General features: G+C 72.1%; 13 protein-coding genes. 7 read left to right on the top strand and 6 right to left on the bottom strand.

Features of this window, described 5'->3' with window-relative positions:
• Positions 1–31: 31 nt before the first annotated feature.
• Positions 32–448 (bottom strand): acyl-CoA thioesterase, encoded by a 417-nt coding sequence (locus H4F70_RS01725; protein ID WP_182358795.1) that lies wholly within the window; start codon positions 446–448, stop codon positions 32–34.
• Positions 448–2082: an AMP-binding protein gene (locus H4F70_RS01720; RefSeq protein WP_182358794.1), complete on the bottom strand. Its 1635-nt coding sequence runs from the start codon at positions 2080–2082 to the stop codon at positions 448–450. Before H4F70_RS01720 ends, H4F70_RS01725 begins: the two co-directional genes overlap by 1 nt.
• Before the next feature lie 147 nt (positions 2083–2229).
• Here H4F70_RS01720 and H4F70_RS01715 point away from each other — a divergent pair, with 147 nt between their 5' ends.
• The gene (locus H4F70_RS01715; RefSeq protein ID WP_235681280.1) at positions 2230–3105 is read left to right on the top strand and encodes a PaaX family transcriptional regulator; all 876 of its coding nucleotides are present in this window, start codon (positions 2230–2232) and stop codon (positions 3103–3105) included.
• An 18-nt stretch (positions 3106–3123) separates the two neighbouring features.
• Here H4F70_RS01715 and H4F70_RS01710 read toward each other — a convergent pair whose 3' ends face one another.
• From H4F70_RS01710 to H4F70_RS01695, 4 genes are read right to left on the bottom strand one after another with little or no spacing between them, the layout of a single operon-like run.
• Positions 3124–3519, bottom strand: coding sequence for a RidA family protein (locus H4F70_RS01710; RefSeq protein ID WP_182358792.1), 396 nt, complete (start codon positions 3517–3519; stop codon positions 3124–3126).
• The gene (locus H4F70_RS01705; RefSeq protein ID WP_182358791.1) at positions 3516–4286 is read right to left on the bottom strand and encodes an SDR family NAD(P)-dependent oxidoreductase; all 771 of its coding nucleotides are present in this window, start codon (positions 4284–4286) and stop codon (positions 3516–3518) included. The genes H4F70_RS01710 and H4F70_RS01705 overlap by 4 nt, the downstream gene beginning before the upstream one ends.
• Positions 4283–5119, bottom strand: coding sequence for an enoyl-CoA hydratase family protein (locus tag H4F70_RS01700; protein WP_182358790.1), 837 nt, complete (start codon positions 5117–5119; stop codon positions 4283–4285). Before H4F70_RS01700 ends, H4F70_RS01705 begins: the two co-directional genes overlap by 4 nt.
• A 59-nt stretch (positions 5120–5178) precedes the next feature.
• On the bottom strand, positions 5179–6324 hold the full coding sequence (locus H4F70_RS01695; protein ID WP_182358789.1) for an acyl-CoA dehydrogenase family protein: 1146 nt from the start codon (positions 6322–6324) through the stop codon (positions 5179–5181).
• A gap of 232 nt (positions 6325–6556) precedes the next feature.
• Between H4F70_RS01695 and H4F70_RS01690 the strand changes: the two genes are divergently transcribed.
• The 6 genes from H4F70_RS01690 (at position 6557) to H4F70_RS01665 (ending at position 15833) form a co-directional block, all read left to right on the top strand.
• The gene (locus H4F70_RS01690) at positions 6557–8929 is read left to right on the top strand and encodes a bifunctional salicylyl-CoA 5-hydroxylase/oxidoreductase (RefSeq protein ID WP_182358788.1); all 2373 of its coding nucleotides are present in this window, start codon (positions 6557–6559) and stop codon (positions 8927–8929) included.
• Between the two features lie 134 nt (positions 8930–9063).
• Positions 9064–10026, top strand: a complete 963-nt coding sequence (locus H4F70_RS01685) for an AraC family transcriptional regulator (protein ID WP_220471753.1) — start codon at positions 9064–9066, stop codon at positions 10024–10026.
• A 120-nt stretch (positions 10027–10146) separates the two neighbouring features.
• Positions 10147–10935 (top strand): SDR family oxidoreductase, encoded by a 789-nt coding sequence (locus H4F70_RS01680; RefSeq protein ID WP_182358787.1) that lies wholly within the window; start codon positions 10147–10149, stop codon positions 10933–10935.
• A 16-nt stretch (positions 10936–10951) separates the two neighbouring features.
• Complete coding sequence (locus H4F70_RS01675) at positions 10952–12436, top strand: flavin-containing monooxygenase (protein WP_182358786.1); 1485 nt, start codon at positions 10952–10954, stop codon at positions 12434–12436.
• The gene (locus H4F70_RS01670) at positions 12433–14076 is read left to right on the top strand and encodes a phytoene desaturase family protein (protein WP_235681279.1); all 1644 of its coding nucleotides are present in this window, start codon (positions 12433–12435) and stop codon (positions 14074–14076) included. The genes H4F70_RS01675 and H4F70_RS01670 overlap by 4 nt, the downstream gene beginning before the upstream one ends.
• A 113-nt stretch (positions 14077–14189) precedes the next feature.
• Positions 14190–15833 (top strand): thiamine pyrophosphate-binding protein, encoded by a 1644-nt coding sequence (locus H4F70_RS01665; protein WP_182358784.1) that lies wholly within the window; start codon positions 14190–14192, stop codon positions 15831–15833.
• The last annotated feature ends 16 nt before the right edge of the window (positions 15834–15849 follow it).

Here is a 15849-nt window from a genome sequence, read left to right as displayed (position 1 = left end):
GGGCGGTCGACCCCTATCCGGGGGCCGTTGCTCACCGCGGCGGCCCGGCCTCCCCGGTGAGCAGCGGGCGCAGCGCGTCCGGCCAGGGCACGGCGCCGCCCGCGTTGCCGTCGGTGTGCACGACGACCATCCGGCCCGTCGCGGCGGTGCCCTGCGGGCCCTCCACCTCGAACGTGTAGGTCAGCGACGTGCGGCCCACCGCGCCGATCGCGAGCCGGATCTCGACGGGGTCGCGCAGCCACAGGCGCTGCAGATAGTGCGCGTAAAACGCCACGCGCGGGATCCGGCCGAACAGCGTCGCGTGACCGAGCGATTCGAGCAGCTCCGCCTCCGCCTCCTCCGCCCACCGCATCACCACGGAGTGGTGCTGGTGGCCGGCCGCATCCGTGTCCGGCCACTCGAGGCGCCGGCGGATCGTCACCGCGGGCGCGGCCCCTGAGGCCGTCATCACCGCTCCTCCGCGATCTGCTCGCGCAGCCGGTAGCGCTGAAGCTTGCCGGTGGGCGTCTTGGGCAGCGAGTCACGGAACTCCAGGCTCCGCGGGTACTTGTACGGGGCGATGGTCTCCTTGACGAACCTCTGCAGTTCACGGCGTTTCGCGTCATCGCCGGCGACCCCGTCGCGCAGCACCACCGCCGCGTGCACGATGGCGCCGCGTGCCTCGTCGGGGATGCCGATGACGGCGCATTCCACGACGTCCGGGTGCTGCCCCAGCGCCTGCTCGACGGCGGGGCCGGCGATGTTGTAACCGGAGGAGACGATCATGTCGTCGCTGCGCGCCTGGAACCAGAAGTAGCCGTCCGCGTCGCGGATGTAGGTGTCGCCGGTGATGTTCCACCCGTCCTGGACGTACTGGGCCTGCCGCTGGTCCGCAAGGTACCGGCATCCGGTGGGGCCGATGACCGCCAGGCGGCCCGGCTCGCCGTCCGGGGCGGGGCGCCCCTCCCCGTCGAGCACCTCCGCGCGGTAGCCCGGCACCACGCGGCCGGTGGACCCGGGGCGGATGTCGTCGTCGGCCGCGGAGATGAACACGTGCATCATCTCGGTGGCGCCGATCCCGTCGATCAGGGCGAGCCCCGTCCGGTCGTGGACCTCCCGCCACACCGCGCCCGGAAGCGCCTCTCCCGCCGACACGCCGCGCCGGAGTCTGCCCAGCACGTCCTCGTGCCCGGAGCGCAGCATCGACCGGTACGCGGTGGGCGCGGTGAACAGGATCGTCGCGCCGCCCTGCTCGATCGCGTCGGCGATGGCGTCGTGATCGGGGCGCTCGAGCAGGATCGACGACGCCCCGGCGCGCAGCGGGAACAGCAGCGCGCCGCCGAGCCCGAAGGTGAACCCCAGCGGCGGCGTGCCCGTGAACACGTCGTCCGCGGTCGGCTGTAGCACGCGCTTCGAGAACGTGTCGCACACCGCGAGGACGTCCCGGTGGAACTGCATGGTCGCCTTCGGGATCCCCGTGGTGCCCGAGGTCGGTGCCAGCATCGCCACGTCGTCGGCGGCGGTGGGCACGTCGTCGAACTCCGCGGGCTTCGAGGCCGCGCGGACGAGAAGGTCGTCCGGCCCGTCGCCGCCGAAATACGCGACGGTGACGCCGTCCGCGGCTGCCGCCATCTCGTCCGCCAGCCGGTGGTCGCACAGGGCGATCCCCGCGTGCGTCAGGTCGAGGAGGCCGCGGATCTCCTTGCCGCGCAACAGGGGCATCGTGGTGACGACGACGCCGCCGGCCTTGAGCACGCCCAGCCAGCACGCCGCCGTCCACGGGTTGTTGAGGCCGCGCAGCAGCACCCGCCCGCCCGGCACGAGGCCCAGTTCCTCCGTGAGCACGTGCGCCACCCGGTTGGCATGCGCGCGCGTCTCGCCGTAGGTCCACCGCTCGCCGCCGCCGGACAGGCACGGGCGATCGGGGCCGTACAGGGCGATCGGGTCGTCGAGAAGGGCTGTCGCGCAGTTGATCCGATCGGGATACTGCAGCTCCGGAAGGGTGAATTCGAAGGTGGGCCACTGGTCCGCGGGCGGCAGGTTGTCACGGCAGAACGTGTCGACATGCGCCGAATGCCGGGCGGACTCCGAGGTCGTTTGCATAGTACGAAGCCTCCAGATTGTCGCTCACGTCACACTATACTTCGTTGATGACGCTCGTCAATGATCCGACAGGTATCAATTAGCACAGCAAAATCGGTGCATTCTCCGGTACAGCGCACCCCCTTCCCCGTCCGATATGCTTCATCCGTGACGCAGGCTGATCCGACCTCGACCCCCGGCACTTCCGACGCTGCGGTCCGCGGCGCACACCTGGCCGCCGACATCCCCCCGCGGCGCCTGATCGTGACGCTGTTCGGGCTCTACGCGCGGGCGCAGAACAATTGGCTGGCGGTCGCGGCCGTGATCCGCCTGATGGAAGAGCTGGGCGTGCCGTCGCCGGCGGTGCGGTCGTCGATCTCGCGCCTCAAGCGCCGGGGCATGCTCACCGGCGCGCGGCACGACGGCAGCGCCGGATACTCGCTGGCGCCGCAGACCCTGGAGATGCTCGCCGAGGGCGACGTGCGCATCTTCGAGCGCAAACGCGCCACGCCCGACGACGGCTGGCTGACGGTGGTGTTCTCGATCCCCGAATCCGAGCGCGGCAAGCGCCACGAGCTGCGCACGCAGCTGACCCGGCTCGGTTTCGGGACGGCCGCGGCGGGGGTGTGGGTGGCGCCCGGCAACATCGCCCGCGAGGCCGAGCAGATGCTCCGTCGACGGGGTCTGAGCGATTACGTGGACATGTTCCGGGGCGAGCACCTGGGGTTCGGCGACCTCCGCTCGAAAGTCCGCGCCTGGTGGGACCTCGACGAGCTCACCGCGCTGTACGCGCAGTTCCTGTCCCGGTACCGGCCGGTGCTGCGCGCGGCCGATTCCGACGACTTCACCGCCGGGGACGCATTCCGCGCCTACGTCGCCGCCCTCACCGAGTGGCGGCGGCTGCCGTACCTGGACCCGGGCCTGCCGCACGAGCTGCTGCCGCCGGGCTGGAACGGCATCGCCGCGGCGTCGCTGTTCGACGGGCTCAACGCGACGCTGAGCGGCCCCGCGCGCGAGCACGCGACGGCGCTCATCACGCCCTGACGCGCCCGGGGTCCCCGCTCACCCCAGGTAGGCGACCCCGTGGACCTCGACACGCGCCTCGATGTCCCACAGCCGCGCCACGCCGATGCCCGCGGTGGCCGGGTAGTGATCGCCGATCATCTTCTTCCACACCCGGCCGATGTCCCGCATGGCCGCCTTGTACTCCTGCAGGTCGACGATGTAGATCGTCAGACTCACCAGCTTCTCCGGCCCGCCCCCGGCGGCGCGCAGCGCGGTGAGCATGTTGTCCAGTGCCTTCTCGAACTGTTCGACGAGGGTGTCGCCGACGATCCTGCCCTCCGCGTCGAGCGCCGTCTCCCCCGCCAGATAGACGGTGTCGCCGGCGCGCACCGCGTGCGAGAACCCGGACGGGCGGCCGAGCTCGGGCGGGTTGACGTACTCGATTCCGGTCATGATTGCACTGCTCCTCCGTCGATGTTGAGTCCCTGGCCGGTCATGGCGGCATTGCCGATGCAGAAGCGCACCGCGTCGGCGACCTCATCCGGGGCGATCAGCCGGCCGATAGGCTGGCGCCCGGCCAGCACCGCCCGCGCCTCGTCCGGAGTGCGGCCGCTGCGCACCCCGATGTCGGCGACCGTCTGCGCGGTCATGGGGGTGTCCACGTAACCCGGGCACACCGCGTTGACGGTGATCCCGGTGCGCGCCAACTCCGCCGCGGCCGACCGCACCAGTCCCAGCACCCCGTGCTTGCTGGCGGTGTAGGCGGCGACGAGCGGCTCGCCGCGCTTGGACACCACCGAGCCGACCACCACGATCCGGCCCCATCCGGCGGCCCGCATACCCGGCAGCGCGCGCCGCATGCACCGGAACGGCGCGGTGAGGTTCAGCGCGATGGCGCCGTCCCACAGCGCGTCGGACGTCTCGTCCAGCCGTGCCGCGCTGCCGGTGCCGGCGGCCGCGACGAGCACCTCCGCCGGCCCCCATCGCTCCTCGGCGGCGGCGAAGATCCGCTCGACGTCGTCGGCGACAGTGACGTCCGCCGGGACCGCCAGGGCCCTTCCGGAGGCGTCGGGCCCGGCGTCGGCGGCCAGCGACTCGAGCGACTCGGCCCCTCGTGCGACGGCCACCACGCGATGCCCGTCGGCCAGTAGCGCCAGTGCCGTCGCCCTGCCGATTCCGCGTCCGGCACCGGTGACCACGCAGACGCGGGGGGCGGTCACCGGCCCGTCCACTGCGGCGGGCGCTTGGCGTTGAAGGACGCGTGGAACTCGGAGTGGTCGTGCGTGGTCATGAGCAGCGCCTGGGTCATGGCGTCGAGTTCCATGGCGCTGCCGATGGGCATGTCCAGCTCGCGGGTGATGAGCGTCTTGGTCTGCTGGTAGGCGAGCGTCGGGCCGTCCGCCAGGCGGCGGGCCAGCGCCGCCACCTCGGCGTCGAGGTCCGGGGTGGGCACCAGTTTGCTCACCAGCCCGTAGCGGTCCGCCGTCGTCGAGTTGATGGTGTCGCCGAGCATGAGCAGCTCCGTCGCGCGCCCCGCCCCGACGACCCGCGGCAGCAGGTAGGCCGCCCCCATGTCGCCGCCGGACAGCCCCACCTTGCTGAACAGGAACGCGAACTTGCCGGACTCCGCGACCACGCGGAAGTCGGAGGCGAGCGCGATGACCGACCCGGCTCCGGCCGCGATCCCCTGGATGCCGGAGATGATGGGGATCGGGCACTCGCGCATCGCCCGGATGACGTCCCCGGTCATCTTGGTGAACGCCATGAGGTCCTTGGCGTCCATCTCGATCAGCTCGCCGATGATCTCGTTGACGTCGCCGCCGGCGCAGAACGCCTTGCCCTCGCCGCGGATCACCAGCACGCGGACGTCGTCCCGGTAGGGCAGCTCGTGCAGCAGGTCGCGCAGGTCCGCGTAGCTGTCGAAGGTGAGCGGGTTGTACTTCTCCGGCCGGGTGAACGTGACGGTGCCGACGCCGTCGTCCACCCGGAAGTCGAAGTGCCGCCAGTCGTCGGTGATCGCCGCCGAGGCGCGGAACGGGCTGGTCCTGGTCATGGTGGGCTCCTGTCGTGGTGGCGGGTCCTGCTCGGCGCCGGGTGGTTCAGCGGGTCCGGTCAGCGGGCCGGGCGGGTGAGCGAGCGGCCGATGATCGTGCGCTGCACCTCCGAGGCGCCCTCGTAGATCCGGGGCGCGCGCACATCGCGGTAGAGGTGCTCCAGAATGTGCCCGCGCTGCAGTGCCCGCGCCCCCACCAGCTGCACCGCGGCGTCGACGACGAACTGGGCGGTCTCGGTGGCGTCGAGCTTGGCCATCGCCGAACGCCGCGTGATCTCCTCGGGGGCCGCCCCCGCGTCGTAGGCGGAGGCCGCCGAGTACACGAGCAGCCGGCTCGCCTCCAGTCGCAGCGCCATGTCCGCCAGCGTGTGCGACACCGCCTGCTGGTCGGCGAGCACGCCGCCGAACGCCGTGCGGGTGGTGGTGTGGGCGACGGCCTCGTCCAGCGCGGCCTGCGCCATGCCGAGGGCGAACGCGCCGACGCTGGGGCGGAACAGGTCCAGGGTGCGCATCGCGACGCCGAACCCGCGGTCCACCTCCCCCAGCACGTCCCCCGGCCCGACGCGGACGCCGTCGAAGACGACGCGGCCGATCGGGTGCGGTGAGATCATGTCGAGCGCCTCGCCGCTGAGCCCCGCGCTGTCGCCAGGGACCACGAAGGCGGTGATGCCCCGTGCGCGTGCGCCTTCCGTGGTGCGCGCGAAGACCGAGTAGACGTCCGCCTCCGGCCCGTTCGAGATCCAGCACTTCTCGCCGTGCAGGGTCCAGCCGTCGCCGTCCGGCTCGGCGCGCAGCTCCAGAGCGCCCGCGTCGGACCCGGCGCCGGCTTCGGACAGCGCGAAGGCGGCGACCGCGTCGCCGGACGCGACCCGCGGCCGCCAGCGGGCGACGACCTCGTCGCTGCCGAACAGGAGGAACGGGTAGCTGCCGAGCCCCTGCAGGGCCAGTGCCGTCTCCGCCTCCGTGTTCACCGCGGCCAGCGTCTCGCGCAGCAGGCACAGGTCCATGGCGGCCGCCTTGCGGCCGGCGTCCGCGCCGCCGAACAGGGTCTCCAGCAGGCCGCGGGTGCCCAGCGCCTTGATGAGCGGGCGGTTGACCCGGCCGGGCGCGCCCGATTCCGACAGCGCGCCGAGCTCCTCCTCCGCGATGCGCCGCACGCGGGCGACGAGGGCGCCCTGCTCCTCGGTGAGGGCGAACTGGTTCATGACGAGGTCCTTCCCGTGCCGACGATGACCCACACGCTATATCGTTTCTGCGTCGTTCGTCAACGTTCGTGGATATTACGACGGCAACCGTGACGATATCACCGCCTCCACGCATACCCACGCCGGAAGGAGCGCCGCTACACCTCCCCGCAATCGGTATGCATCGTTCCATTGACGTACGTAATAGAGACGACATATGATAATGGTCATTCGAGACGAGGGAGGCGCACCCATGCGGATCGCGATCGCAGGCGGAGGCCCCGGCGGGCTGTACTTCGCAGCGCTGGTCAGGCAGTTGAACCCGCACCACGAGATCACCGTCTGGGAGCGCAACGCCCCGGACGACACCTTCGGGTTCGGCGTGGTGTTCAGCGACGAGACGCTGGGCGGCATCGAGCACGCGGACCCGGAGATCTACCGGCGGATGTCGCAGCAGTTCGCGCAGTGGGACGACATCGACATCCACTTCCGCGACACCACCTTCACCTCGGGCGGGCAGGGCTTCGCGGCGATGAGCCGCAAGGAGCTCATCCGGATACTCCAGCAGCGCTGCGCCGATCTGGGAGTGGACGTGCGCTACCGCACCGAGGCCCCGGACGTCGACGCGCTCAGCGCCGACTACGACCTGGTCATCGCCTCCGACGGCCTCAACTCCGCCGTGCGCGGCAGGTACGCCGCCGAGTTCGGCACCGAGCTCGACGCACGCCGGTGCAAGTACATGTGGCTCGGCACCGACCGCGTCTTCGAGGCGTTCAAGTTCTACATCCGCGAGACCCCGCACGGCGTCATGCAGATCCACGGCTACCCGTACGGCACCGGCGGCTCCACCTTCATCATCGAGATGCACGACGAGGTATGGCGGCGCGCCGGCTTCGGGGACATCGCCGCCACCGGCCTGCGCCCCGGCGAGAGCGACATGCCCTCCGTCGAGTACGTCGCGGAGCTGTTCAGCGACGTACTCGAGGGCCACAAGGTGCTGACGAACAACTCCCGGTGGACCACCTTCACCACCGTGCGCAACAGCCGCTGGCGGCACCGGAACATCGTCCTGCTCGGCGACGCCGCGCACACGGCGCACTTCTCCATCGGCTCGGGGACCAAGCTGGCGATGGAGGACGCGCTGGCGCTGGCCGCGTGCCTGAGCGAGCACGACTCCCTCGACGACGCCCTGCTCTTCTACGAGGAGGAGCGCCGCCCCGTGGTCGAGTCCACGCAGCGCGCCGCGCAGGCCAGCCTGGAGTGGTTCGAGAACATCGCCGACTACACCCAGCAGGAGCCGACGCAGTTCGCCTTCAACATCCTCACCCGCAGCCGGCGGATCACCCACGACAACCTGCGCCTGCGCGACGCCGAGTTCGTCGAGGACCTCGACGCCTGGTACGCCGCCGATCAGCACGGCGCCGGCCACTGCGACGAGCCCCGGCAGGCGCCGCCGATGTTCCAGCCCTACCGGCTGGGCGGGCTGGAGCTGTGCAACCGGGTCTCGGTGTCGTCGATGGACATGTACAAGGCCCACGACGGCGTGCCCAACGACTTCCACCTGGCCCACCTGGGCAGCAAGGCCATGGGTGGGCCTGGGCTCGTGATGACCGAGATGATCTGCACCTCCGCGCAGGGGCGCATCACCCCCGGCTGTACCGGCCTCTACACCGCGGAGCAGGAGCGCGAGTGGAAACGGATCGTCGATCTGGTGCACGCGCAGTCCGCCGCGAAGATCGGCGCGCAGATCGGCCATTCCGGACGCAAGGGCTCGACGAAGCTCATGTGGGAGGGAATCGATCAGCCGCTGCCCGAGGGCAACTGGGAGGTCATCGCCCCGTCGCCGCTGCCGTACTCTGCGGTCAACCAGACCCCGCGGGAGATGGACGAGGCCGACATGGCGCGGATCGTCGACGAGTTCGCCGATGCCGCCCGCGCGGCGGATCGCGCCGGGTTCGACCTGCTGGAACTGCACCTGGCCCACGGCTATCTGCTCTCGTCGTTCCTGTCGCCGCTGACGAATGCGCGCACCGACGGCTACGGCGGTTCCCTGGAGAACCGGCTGCGCTTCCCGCTGCGCGTGGTCGCCGCGGTGCGCGCAGCCTGGCCGGCGGGCAAACCGTTGTCCGCCCGCATCTCGGCCACGGACTGGGCCGAAGGCGGCAACGGGGTCGACGAGGCGGTGGCCGTGTCCGAGGCGCTCGCGCAATACGGCGTCGAGATGATCAACGTCTCCACCGGGCAGGTCGTCAGCACCGAGGAGCCCGCCTTCGGGCGCAGCTACCAGACCCCGTTCGCCGACCACATCCGCAACGTCGTCGGCCGCAAGCACGGCACGACGATCGTCGCCGTCGGGGCGATCAGCTCGTGGGACGACGTCAACTCCGTGTTGCTCGCCGGCCGCGCGGACATCGTCGCGATCGGCCGCCCCCACCTGTACGACCCGCACTGGACGCTGCACGCGGCCGCCGAGCAGGAGTACGCAGGGCCGGGCGCCGTGTGGGTTGATCCGTTCAAGGCGGGCAGCCGCAAGCCCCCCGCCGGGCGCGCCGACCGGGACCGTCCTCGCCTCGAGCTCATCCGCGACGGCGAGGCCGGCACCCGCCACCGCCGGTGGCGCCCGTGAGCCGGCGGCGTGAAGCCCGCGCTGCCGGGGGCGCACGCGGTAGCATCGGAGGCAATCTGCGGCCCTGATCCGGACCGACGACAGGACCGGGTCCAGGGCGATGCAGGACGCAGGCAGGCGGACTTCGGCACGGGATGATGGCATCGGCGATCCTCAATCGGCACCGGCTCCTGGCGACGACGGACGTCGATGAAGCACGTGAACGCGTCGCCGGCGAGTTCTGCCCGCACGTCCTCACCCCCACCCGGCGCGACGCGGCGCTCGACATGCTCTACAACAGCGTGCAGTGCGGCGGCGACGTCAAGCTGAACTACCTGCGCTACGGCGCGGAAGTGCGCATCAACCCCGGCACCTTCGACGACTTCTACCTCGTCCAGGTGCCGCTCGCGGGCAGGGCGCGCGTGCGGGTGGGCGGCCACGTCGTCGCCTCGGACACCGCCCACGCGTCGGTGGGCTCGCCCAGCGAGCCGGTGGACATGGTCTGGTCCGCCGACTGCGAGCAGCTGCTGGTGTACATGCGCAGAGATGCGGTGGCGGCGCTCAGCCCCGACGGCGCGGAGCCGGTGTTCCAGCCCATGCTCTACCTGCAGTCGCCCGCGGTCCGGTCCTGGCTGCGGATGGTCCGGCTGGCCGTCGACGAGGCCGATTCCGGCGGCAGCATCCTCGCCTCGCCGCACACCGCCGGGCACTTCGCCCAGGCGCTCATCGCCGGACTGCTCGACGCGCAGGCGAGCAGCGCGCCCGAGGACGCCGACGCGTGCGTCCGGATGGCGGGAAGCAAGGCCGTGCGCACCGCCCTCGGGCTCATGACCGCCGACGCGGCCCGCCCGTGGCGGCTGCAGGAACTCGCCGTCGAGGCGGGCGTGTCCCCGCGGGCTCTGCAGGACGCGTTCCAGCGTGAGCTCGGGGCCCCTCCCATGCAGGAGCTGCGCCGCATCCGCCTGGACAACGTGCGCCGCGAGCTGCTGGCCGGGACACCGTCGTCCACGTCCGTCACCGACACGGCGGCCCGGTGGGGCCTGTTCCACCTGGGCCGATTCGCGCAGCACTACCGGGACGCCTACGGCGAGCTGCCCTCGCAGACCCTCGCCGGCTGACGGCGGCACCCGCCCGCGCAATCCGGATCATCCGCACGTGAAGCGGATAGCGACATCCCTCACATGCGCTTACCTTCTGTGATGCACGCAACATCCGACCTTTCGAGAAGGGACGCGGACATGCCGGATCTCACCGGACGCACCGCCATCGTCTCCGGCGGCGCCACCCTGCTGGCGCAGGGGGTCGTGGAGGCGCTGGCGGAGGCCGGCGCGCACGTCGTCATCGCCGACATCGACGAGGACGGCGGCCGCGCCGCCGCCGCACGGCTGGGCGCGCGCGTCGACTTCGTGCGCACCGACATCACCGACGACGCCGACCTCGCCCGGCTGGTCGCGGCGACGGTCGACAGGCACGGCGGCATCGACATCGTCGTCAACCTGGCAGCCACCTACCTCGACGAGGGTTTCGACAGCCGGCGCGCCGACTGGCTGGCCGCGCTGAATGTGAACGTGGTGAGCATGGTCGAGCTCGTCCGCGCCGCGTACCCGCACCTCAAGGCCGGCGGCCGCGGCGCCGTCGTCAACTTCTCGTCCATCTCCAGCAAGGCCGCCCAGACCGGGCGCTGGCTGTACCCGGCGAGCAAGGCCGCGATCGTGCAGCTGACGCGGTCGATGGCGATGGACTTCGCCGCGGACGGCATCCGCGTCAACTCGGTGAGCCCCGGCTGGACCTGGTCGACGATCATGGCCGACCTCTCCGGCGGCGACCGGGCGAAGACCGACCGCGTGGCCGCACCGTTCCACCTCACCGGCCGGGTCGGCGACGGGCGGGAGATCGGCGACGTCGTCGCGTTCCTCGCCTCCGATGCCGCCTCCGTCGTCACCGGCGCCGACTGGGCGGCCGACGGCGGCTACTCGGCGATGGGCCCGGAGCAGGCCGTCCCCGCCATTCCGCAGCTTTCCGAATGACCGGAAGGAACCGACCATGAACATCGGCATCATCGGCGCAGGCTTCGCGGGCCTGGCCTCGGCGCGGGTCCTCCGTGCGCTGGGGCACCAGGTCACCGTGTACGAGAAGGAGCCCGACGTGGGCGGAGTGTGGAGCGCCACCCGGCGCTATCCCGGCCTGCGCACGCAGAACAACAAGGGCAGCTACTCGCTGTCGGACATGGCCATGCCGCGCAGCTTCCCGCAGTGGCCCACGAGCGCACAGGTTCAGCAGTACCTCGAGGGTTACGCCGCGGAGTTCGACCTGCCCGGGTGCCTGCGACTGTCCACCGAGGTCACCGCCGCGGTGCCGACCGTCGGCGGCGGATGGGACGTCACCGCGCGCGCCGCCGACGGCGGTGAGAACACCACCCATTTCGACCACCTCGTCGTGGCCAGCGGCATCTTCTCGCGGCCGTTCATCCCCGACTACGAGGGCGTCGACGACCTCGAGCGGGCCGGCGGCCGGGTGATCCCGGCCAACGAGCTGCAAAGTCTCGACCAGGTGCGCGGCAAGCACGCGGTGATCGTCGGCTACGGCAAGTCGGCCTGCGACATCGCCGTCGAGACCGCCGCCGTCGCCCGCTCGACGACGGTCGTCGCGCGCCATCTGCTGTGGAAGATGCCCCGGCACGTCAAGGGGATCATCAACTACAAGTACCTGCTGCTCACCCGGCTGGGCGAGAGCCTCTTCCCGTACCGTCGGCTCACGGGCTTCGAACGCTTCCTGCACGCGCGCGGATCCGCCGTGGCCAATGGCATGCTCGGAGGCGTGGAGAAGATCACCACCGGCCAGTTGCGGCTCAAGCCGCTGGGGCTGCTGCCGCCGGGCACGTTCGCCGACATCGCACGGTCCACGGTCTCCCTGGCCTCCGAAGGGTTCTTCGAGGCGGTCGCCGAGGGCCGGATCACCGTCCAGCGCGACACCCGCATCGTCCGGTTCCTCGAGAAGGACGGCGCCCCGCACGCCGAGCTCGCCAACGGCGACGTGCTCCGCGCGGACCTCGTGCTCGCGGCCACCGGCTGGACCCAGGAGATCCCGTTCCTGCCGCCGTCGGTCATGGAACGGCTCGTCGACGACAACGGCGACTTCCTGCTGTACCGGCAGATCCACCCCATCCACGTCGACGACCTCTCGTTCGCCGGGTACAACTCGTCGTTCCTGTCGCCCCTGTCGGCGGAGGTGTCGGCGATCTGGATCGGCTCGCTGCTGGGCGGCAACCACCGGACGCCGTCGCGCGAGGAGATGCTCGACGAGACCCGCGAGCGCCTCGCCTGGATGCGCGAACGCACCCGCGGCAAGCACGCGCACGGGACCAACCTCATCCCGTTCTCCGTGCACAACATCGACGAGGTGCTCTCCGACGTGGGCCTGGACGTCTCCCGCGCCGTCAAGATCAAGCAATGGCTGCTGCCGTTCAATCCGCAGGACTACCGGCACATCACGCCCCGACTCGCGAAGACGCTCCAGGAGGCGGCGTGACCGTCACGGCGATCGGCGACCGGCGCGCCGAGTACGACGCGGTGGTGATCGGCGCGGGGATCAACGGCATGGTCGCGGCGGCCGAGCTGGCCGGCGCGGGCCGGCGCGTCGCCCTGGTCGACGAGCACGACGACATCGGCGGGTTCATCGCCTCCGGGGAGCTGACCCTGCCCGGGTACACCCACGACGCGTTCTCGTCGTGGCACCCGCTGTTCGTCGGCGGCGGCGGCTACGCGGAGCTGGGCGCGGACCTCCATCGCCACGGGCTCGAGTACCGCAACACCGACGGCGCCGTCACCGCGGCGGTCTCCGAGCGGGGCACCGTCCTCGCCTGGCGCGACCCCGACGCCACCGCCGACGCGCTCGAACGGCCGGAGGACCGCGACGCCTACCGGGCCATGCTCGCACGGATGGACGCGTGGGGCCCGACGGTGTTCGGCGCACTCGGCACGGAGCTCGGGATGCGGGAGCTCGCCGGCCTCGCGGGCGCGGCCTGGCGGCGGCTGCGCGGCGACGGGCTGCGCGAGCTGGCGCGCGCCGGGGCGCAGAGCGGCCGGGCGTTCACGCGCGAGCACTTCGCCGGCGGGGAGGTCGACCAACTGTGGACGCCGTGGCTGCTGCACGCGGGACTCGGCCCGGACCACGCTTCCGGCGGGATCATGCTGCCGGTGATGGCGGCGTCGCTGCACGGCTTCGGGCTGCCCGTCGTCGCCGGCGGCGCCGCGCACTTCGTTCGGGCCTTCGAGCGGCTGCTGGCCGAACGCGGCGTCGATCTGATCCTGGGGCGGCGGGCGCAGGCGATCACGGTGGCCCGCGGGCGTGCCGACGGCGTGGTGGTCGGCGGCCGCACCCTCCGCGCCCGCCAGGCGGTGCTCGCGTCGACGTCGACCCGCGCGCTCTACCAGGAGCTGCTGCCCGCGTCCGCGGTCGGAGACACCGGCGCCGCGGCACTGGCCCGCTCCCGGCCGGGGCGCGCCGCCATGCAGATCCACGTGGCCCTCGACTCCCCGCCCGCGTGGACGGATCACCGGCTGGACGCCGTGCCCCTGGTGCACGTCGGCAACGGGGCGGACTCCACAGGCATCGCCTGCGCGCAGGCCGAGGCCGGGCTTCTCCCCGCGGTGCCGACCGTCGTCGTCGGCCAGCAGTGCGTGCTCGACCCCGCACGGGCGCCGCAGGGGCACGCCACGCTCTGGCTGCAGTTGCAGGAGTTGCCATTCCGGCCCCGCGGGGACGCCGCCGGCCGCATCGACACGCGCGGCGGGTGGACCCCACGGGTCGTCGACGCCTACGTGGCCCGCGTGCTCGGCCGGCTGGACGAGCACGCCCCCGGGATCGCCGCGAAGGTGCTCAAGGCCGCGGTGTATTCGCCGCCGGACCTCACCGCCGCCAACCCGAACGCGGTGGACGGCGATCCGTACGGCGGCGCCGTCGAGCTCGACCAGAACCTGGTGTGGCGGCCCGGGTCCGGGACAGGGCACCGCACGGGGGTCGACGGCCTGTTCCACATCGGCGCGTTCACCCACCCCGGCCCAGGCCTCGGCGGCGGGTCCGGGCACATCGTGGCGCAGCACCTGCTGCGCGGCACGCGGGCGGAACGGTGGCGGGAGAGGGCGGCGGCACTGCGCCGGCGCGGGTGACAGGCGCCGGCGCGGGTGACCCGGTACGCGGCGCCAGTGTCCGCCACCGGAAATCGCGAAGTGTGCGCATCGACGAGGAAGAGACTGTGGGATAGGCGGATGGGGTACGTGTGATGAAGGTATACGAACGGGTCGCCGAGACGCTCCACGCGCTCGGGGCCACACAGGTGTTCGGCGTCGCCGGCAGCGGCAACTACCACGTGACACGCGCGCTCATCGACCGCGGCGCCGCGTATATCGGCGCCCGCCACGAGGGCGGCGCGGTGTCGATGGCCGACGCATACGCGCGCATGGCGGACGCGCTGCCGGTGGTGTCCGTGCACCAGGGCGGCGGGCTGACCAACGTGATCACCGGCCTGACCGAGGCGGCCAAGAGCGGCTCGCCGATGATCGTGCTGGCCGGGGAGGCGCCGACGGGCGACCGGCTGTCGAACTTCCGGGTGGACCAGGACGGTCTCGCCCGCGCCGTCGGCGCCGCCTCGGTGCGCGTAGCGCGTGACACCGCCACCGCGGACGTCCGGATGGCGGTGCGCACCGCCCTGGCCGAGCGCACCCCGGTGGTGCTCAACTTCCCGGTGGACGTGCAGACGATGGAGTCCCCCGAGGATGGCCCGGTGCCGCCGCTGCAGCCCCCGCGCGCGCTGCTGCCGGACCCGTCCGACGTCGAGGCCGCCGCACAGCTGCTGCTGGACGCGCGGGCGCCGCTGATCATCGGCGGGCGCGGGGCGCGGCACGCGCGCGACGAGCTGCGCGAGCTGGCCCGGCTCTCCGGCGGGCTCACGGCCACATCCGCCGTCGCCCGGGGGCTGTTCCACGGCGACCCGTACAACCTGGACGTGATGGGCGACCTCGCCTCCCCGCTCACCGCCGAGCTGGTGCTCGATTCCGACGTGATCGTCGCCTTCGGATGCGGGCTGGGCCGGTGGACCACCAGCAACGGCGACCTGCTGCCGGAGAAGGCCACGCTGATCCAGGTGGACGACGCGCCCACGCGCCTGGGCCTGCAGCGCGCCGTGCACCTGGAGATCGCCGGCGACGCGGCCGCCACCGCACGCGCCATCGCCGCACACATCCCGGAGATGGAGGAGCTCTCCGGCAAACGCCGCACCGGCACCAACCGCAAGCGCATCGCAGGCGGCGCCCGCTGGCCGGACATCTCGTTCCGGCCGGCAGCCGATCCGGGGCGCATCGACCCGCGCACCGCCACGATCGCGCTGGACCGCATGCTCGGCGCCGACAAGAACGTCGCCGTCGACTCCGGCAACTTCCTCGGCTACCCGAGCATGTTCCTCACCATCACCGACGCCCGGTCGCTGTGCTTCAGCCAGGCGTTCCAGTGCGTCGGACTGGGCCTGGCCTCCGCGATCGGGCACGCCGTCGCGCGCCCCGACCGGCTCACGGTGGCCGCGTGCGGTGACGGCGGCCTGCTGATGGGCGCCGCCGAGCTCGAGACCGTGGTGCGCCTGGGCCTGCCGATGGTGGTGCTCGTCTACAACGACTCCGCCTACGGCGCGGAGGTGCACCACTTCGGCCGCTCCGACGGCGACGACGGCTTCGTCACCTTCCCCGATGTCGACTTCGCGGCGGTCGGTCGCGGCTACGGGTTCACCGGGGTCACCGTGCGCGAGGAGGACGACCTGGACGCCGTGGCCGCCTGGGCGGCCGGTCCGCGCGACGCCCCGCTGATGGTGGACATCAAGACGGCCGATTCGAAGCCGTCGTGGTGGCTCGCCGACGCGTTCAAGGCCGAGGGGTAGCGGGTTCGCCGGAAGC

The sequence above is a fragment of the Tomitella gaofuii genome, from assembly GCF_014126825.1.
Classification (GTDB): Bacteria; Actinomycetota; Actinomycetes; order Mycobacteriales; family Mycobacteriaceae; genus Tomitella; species Tomitella gaofuii.
This window is presented reverse-complemented; position numbering and strand designations above follow the sequence as displayed.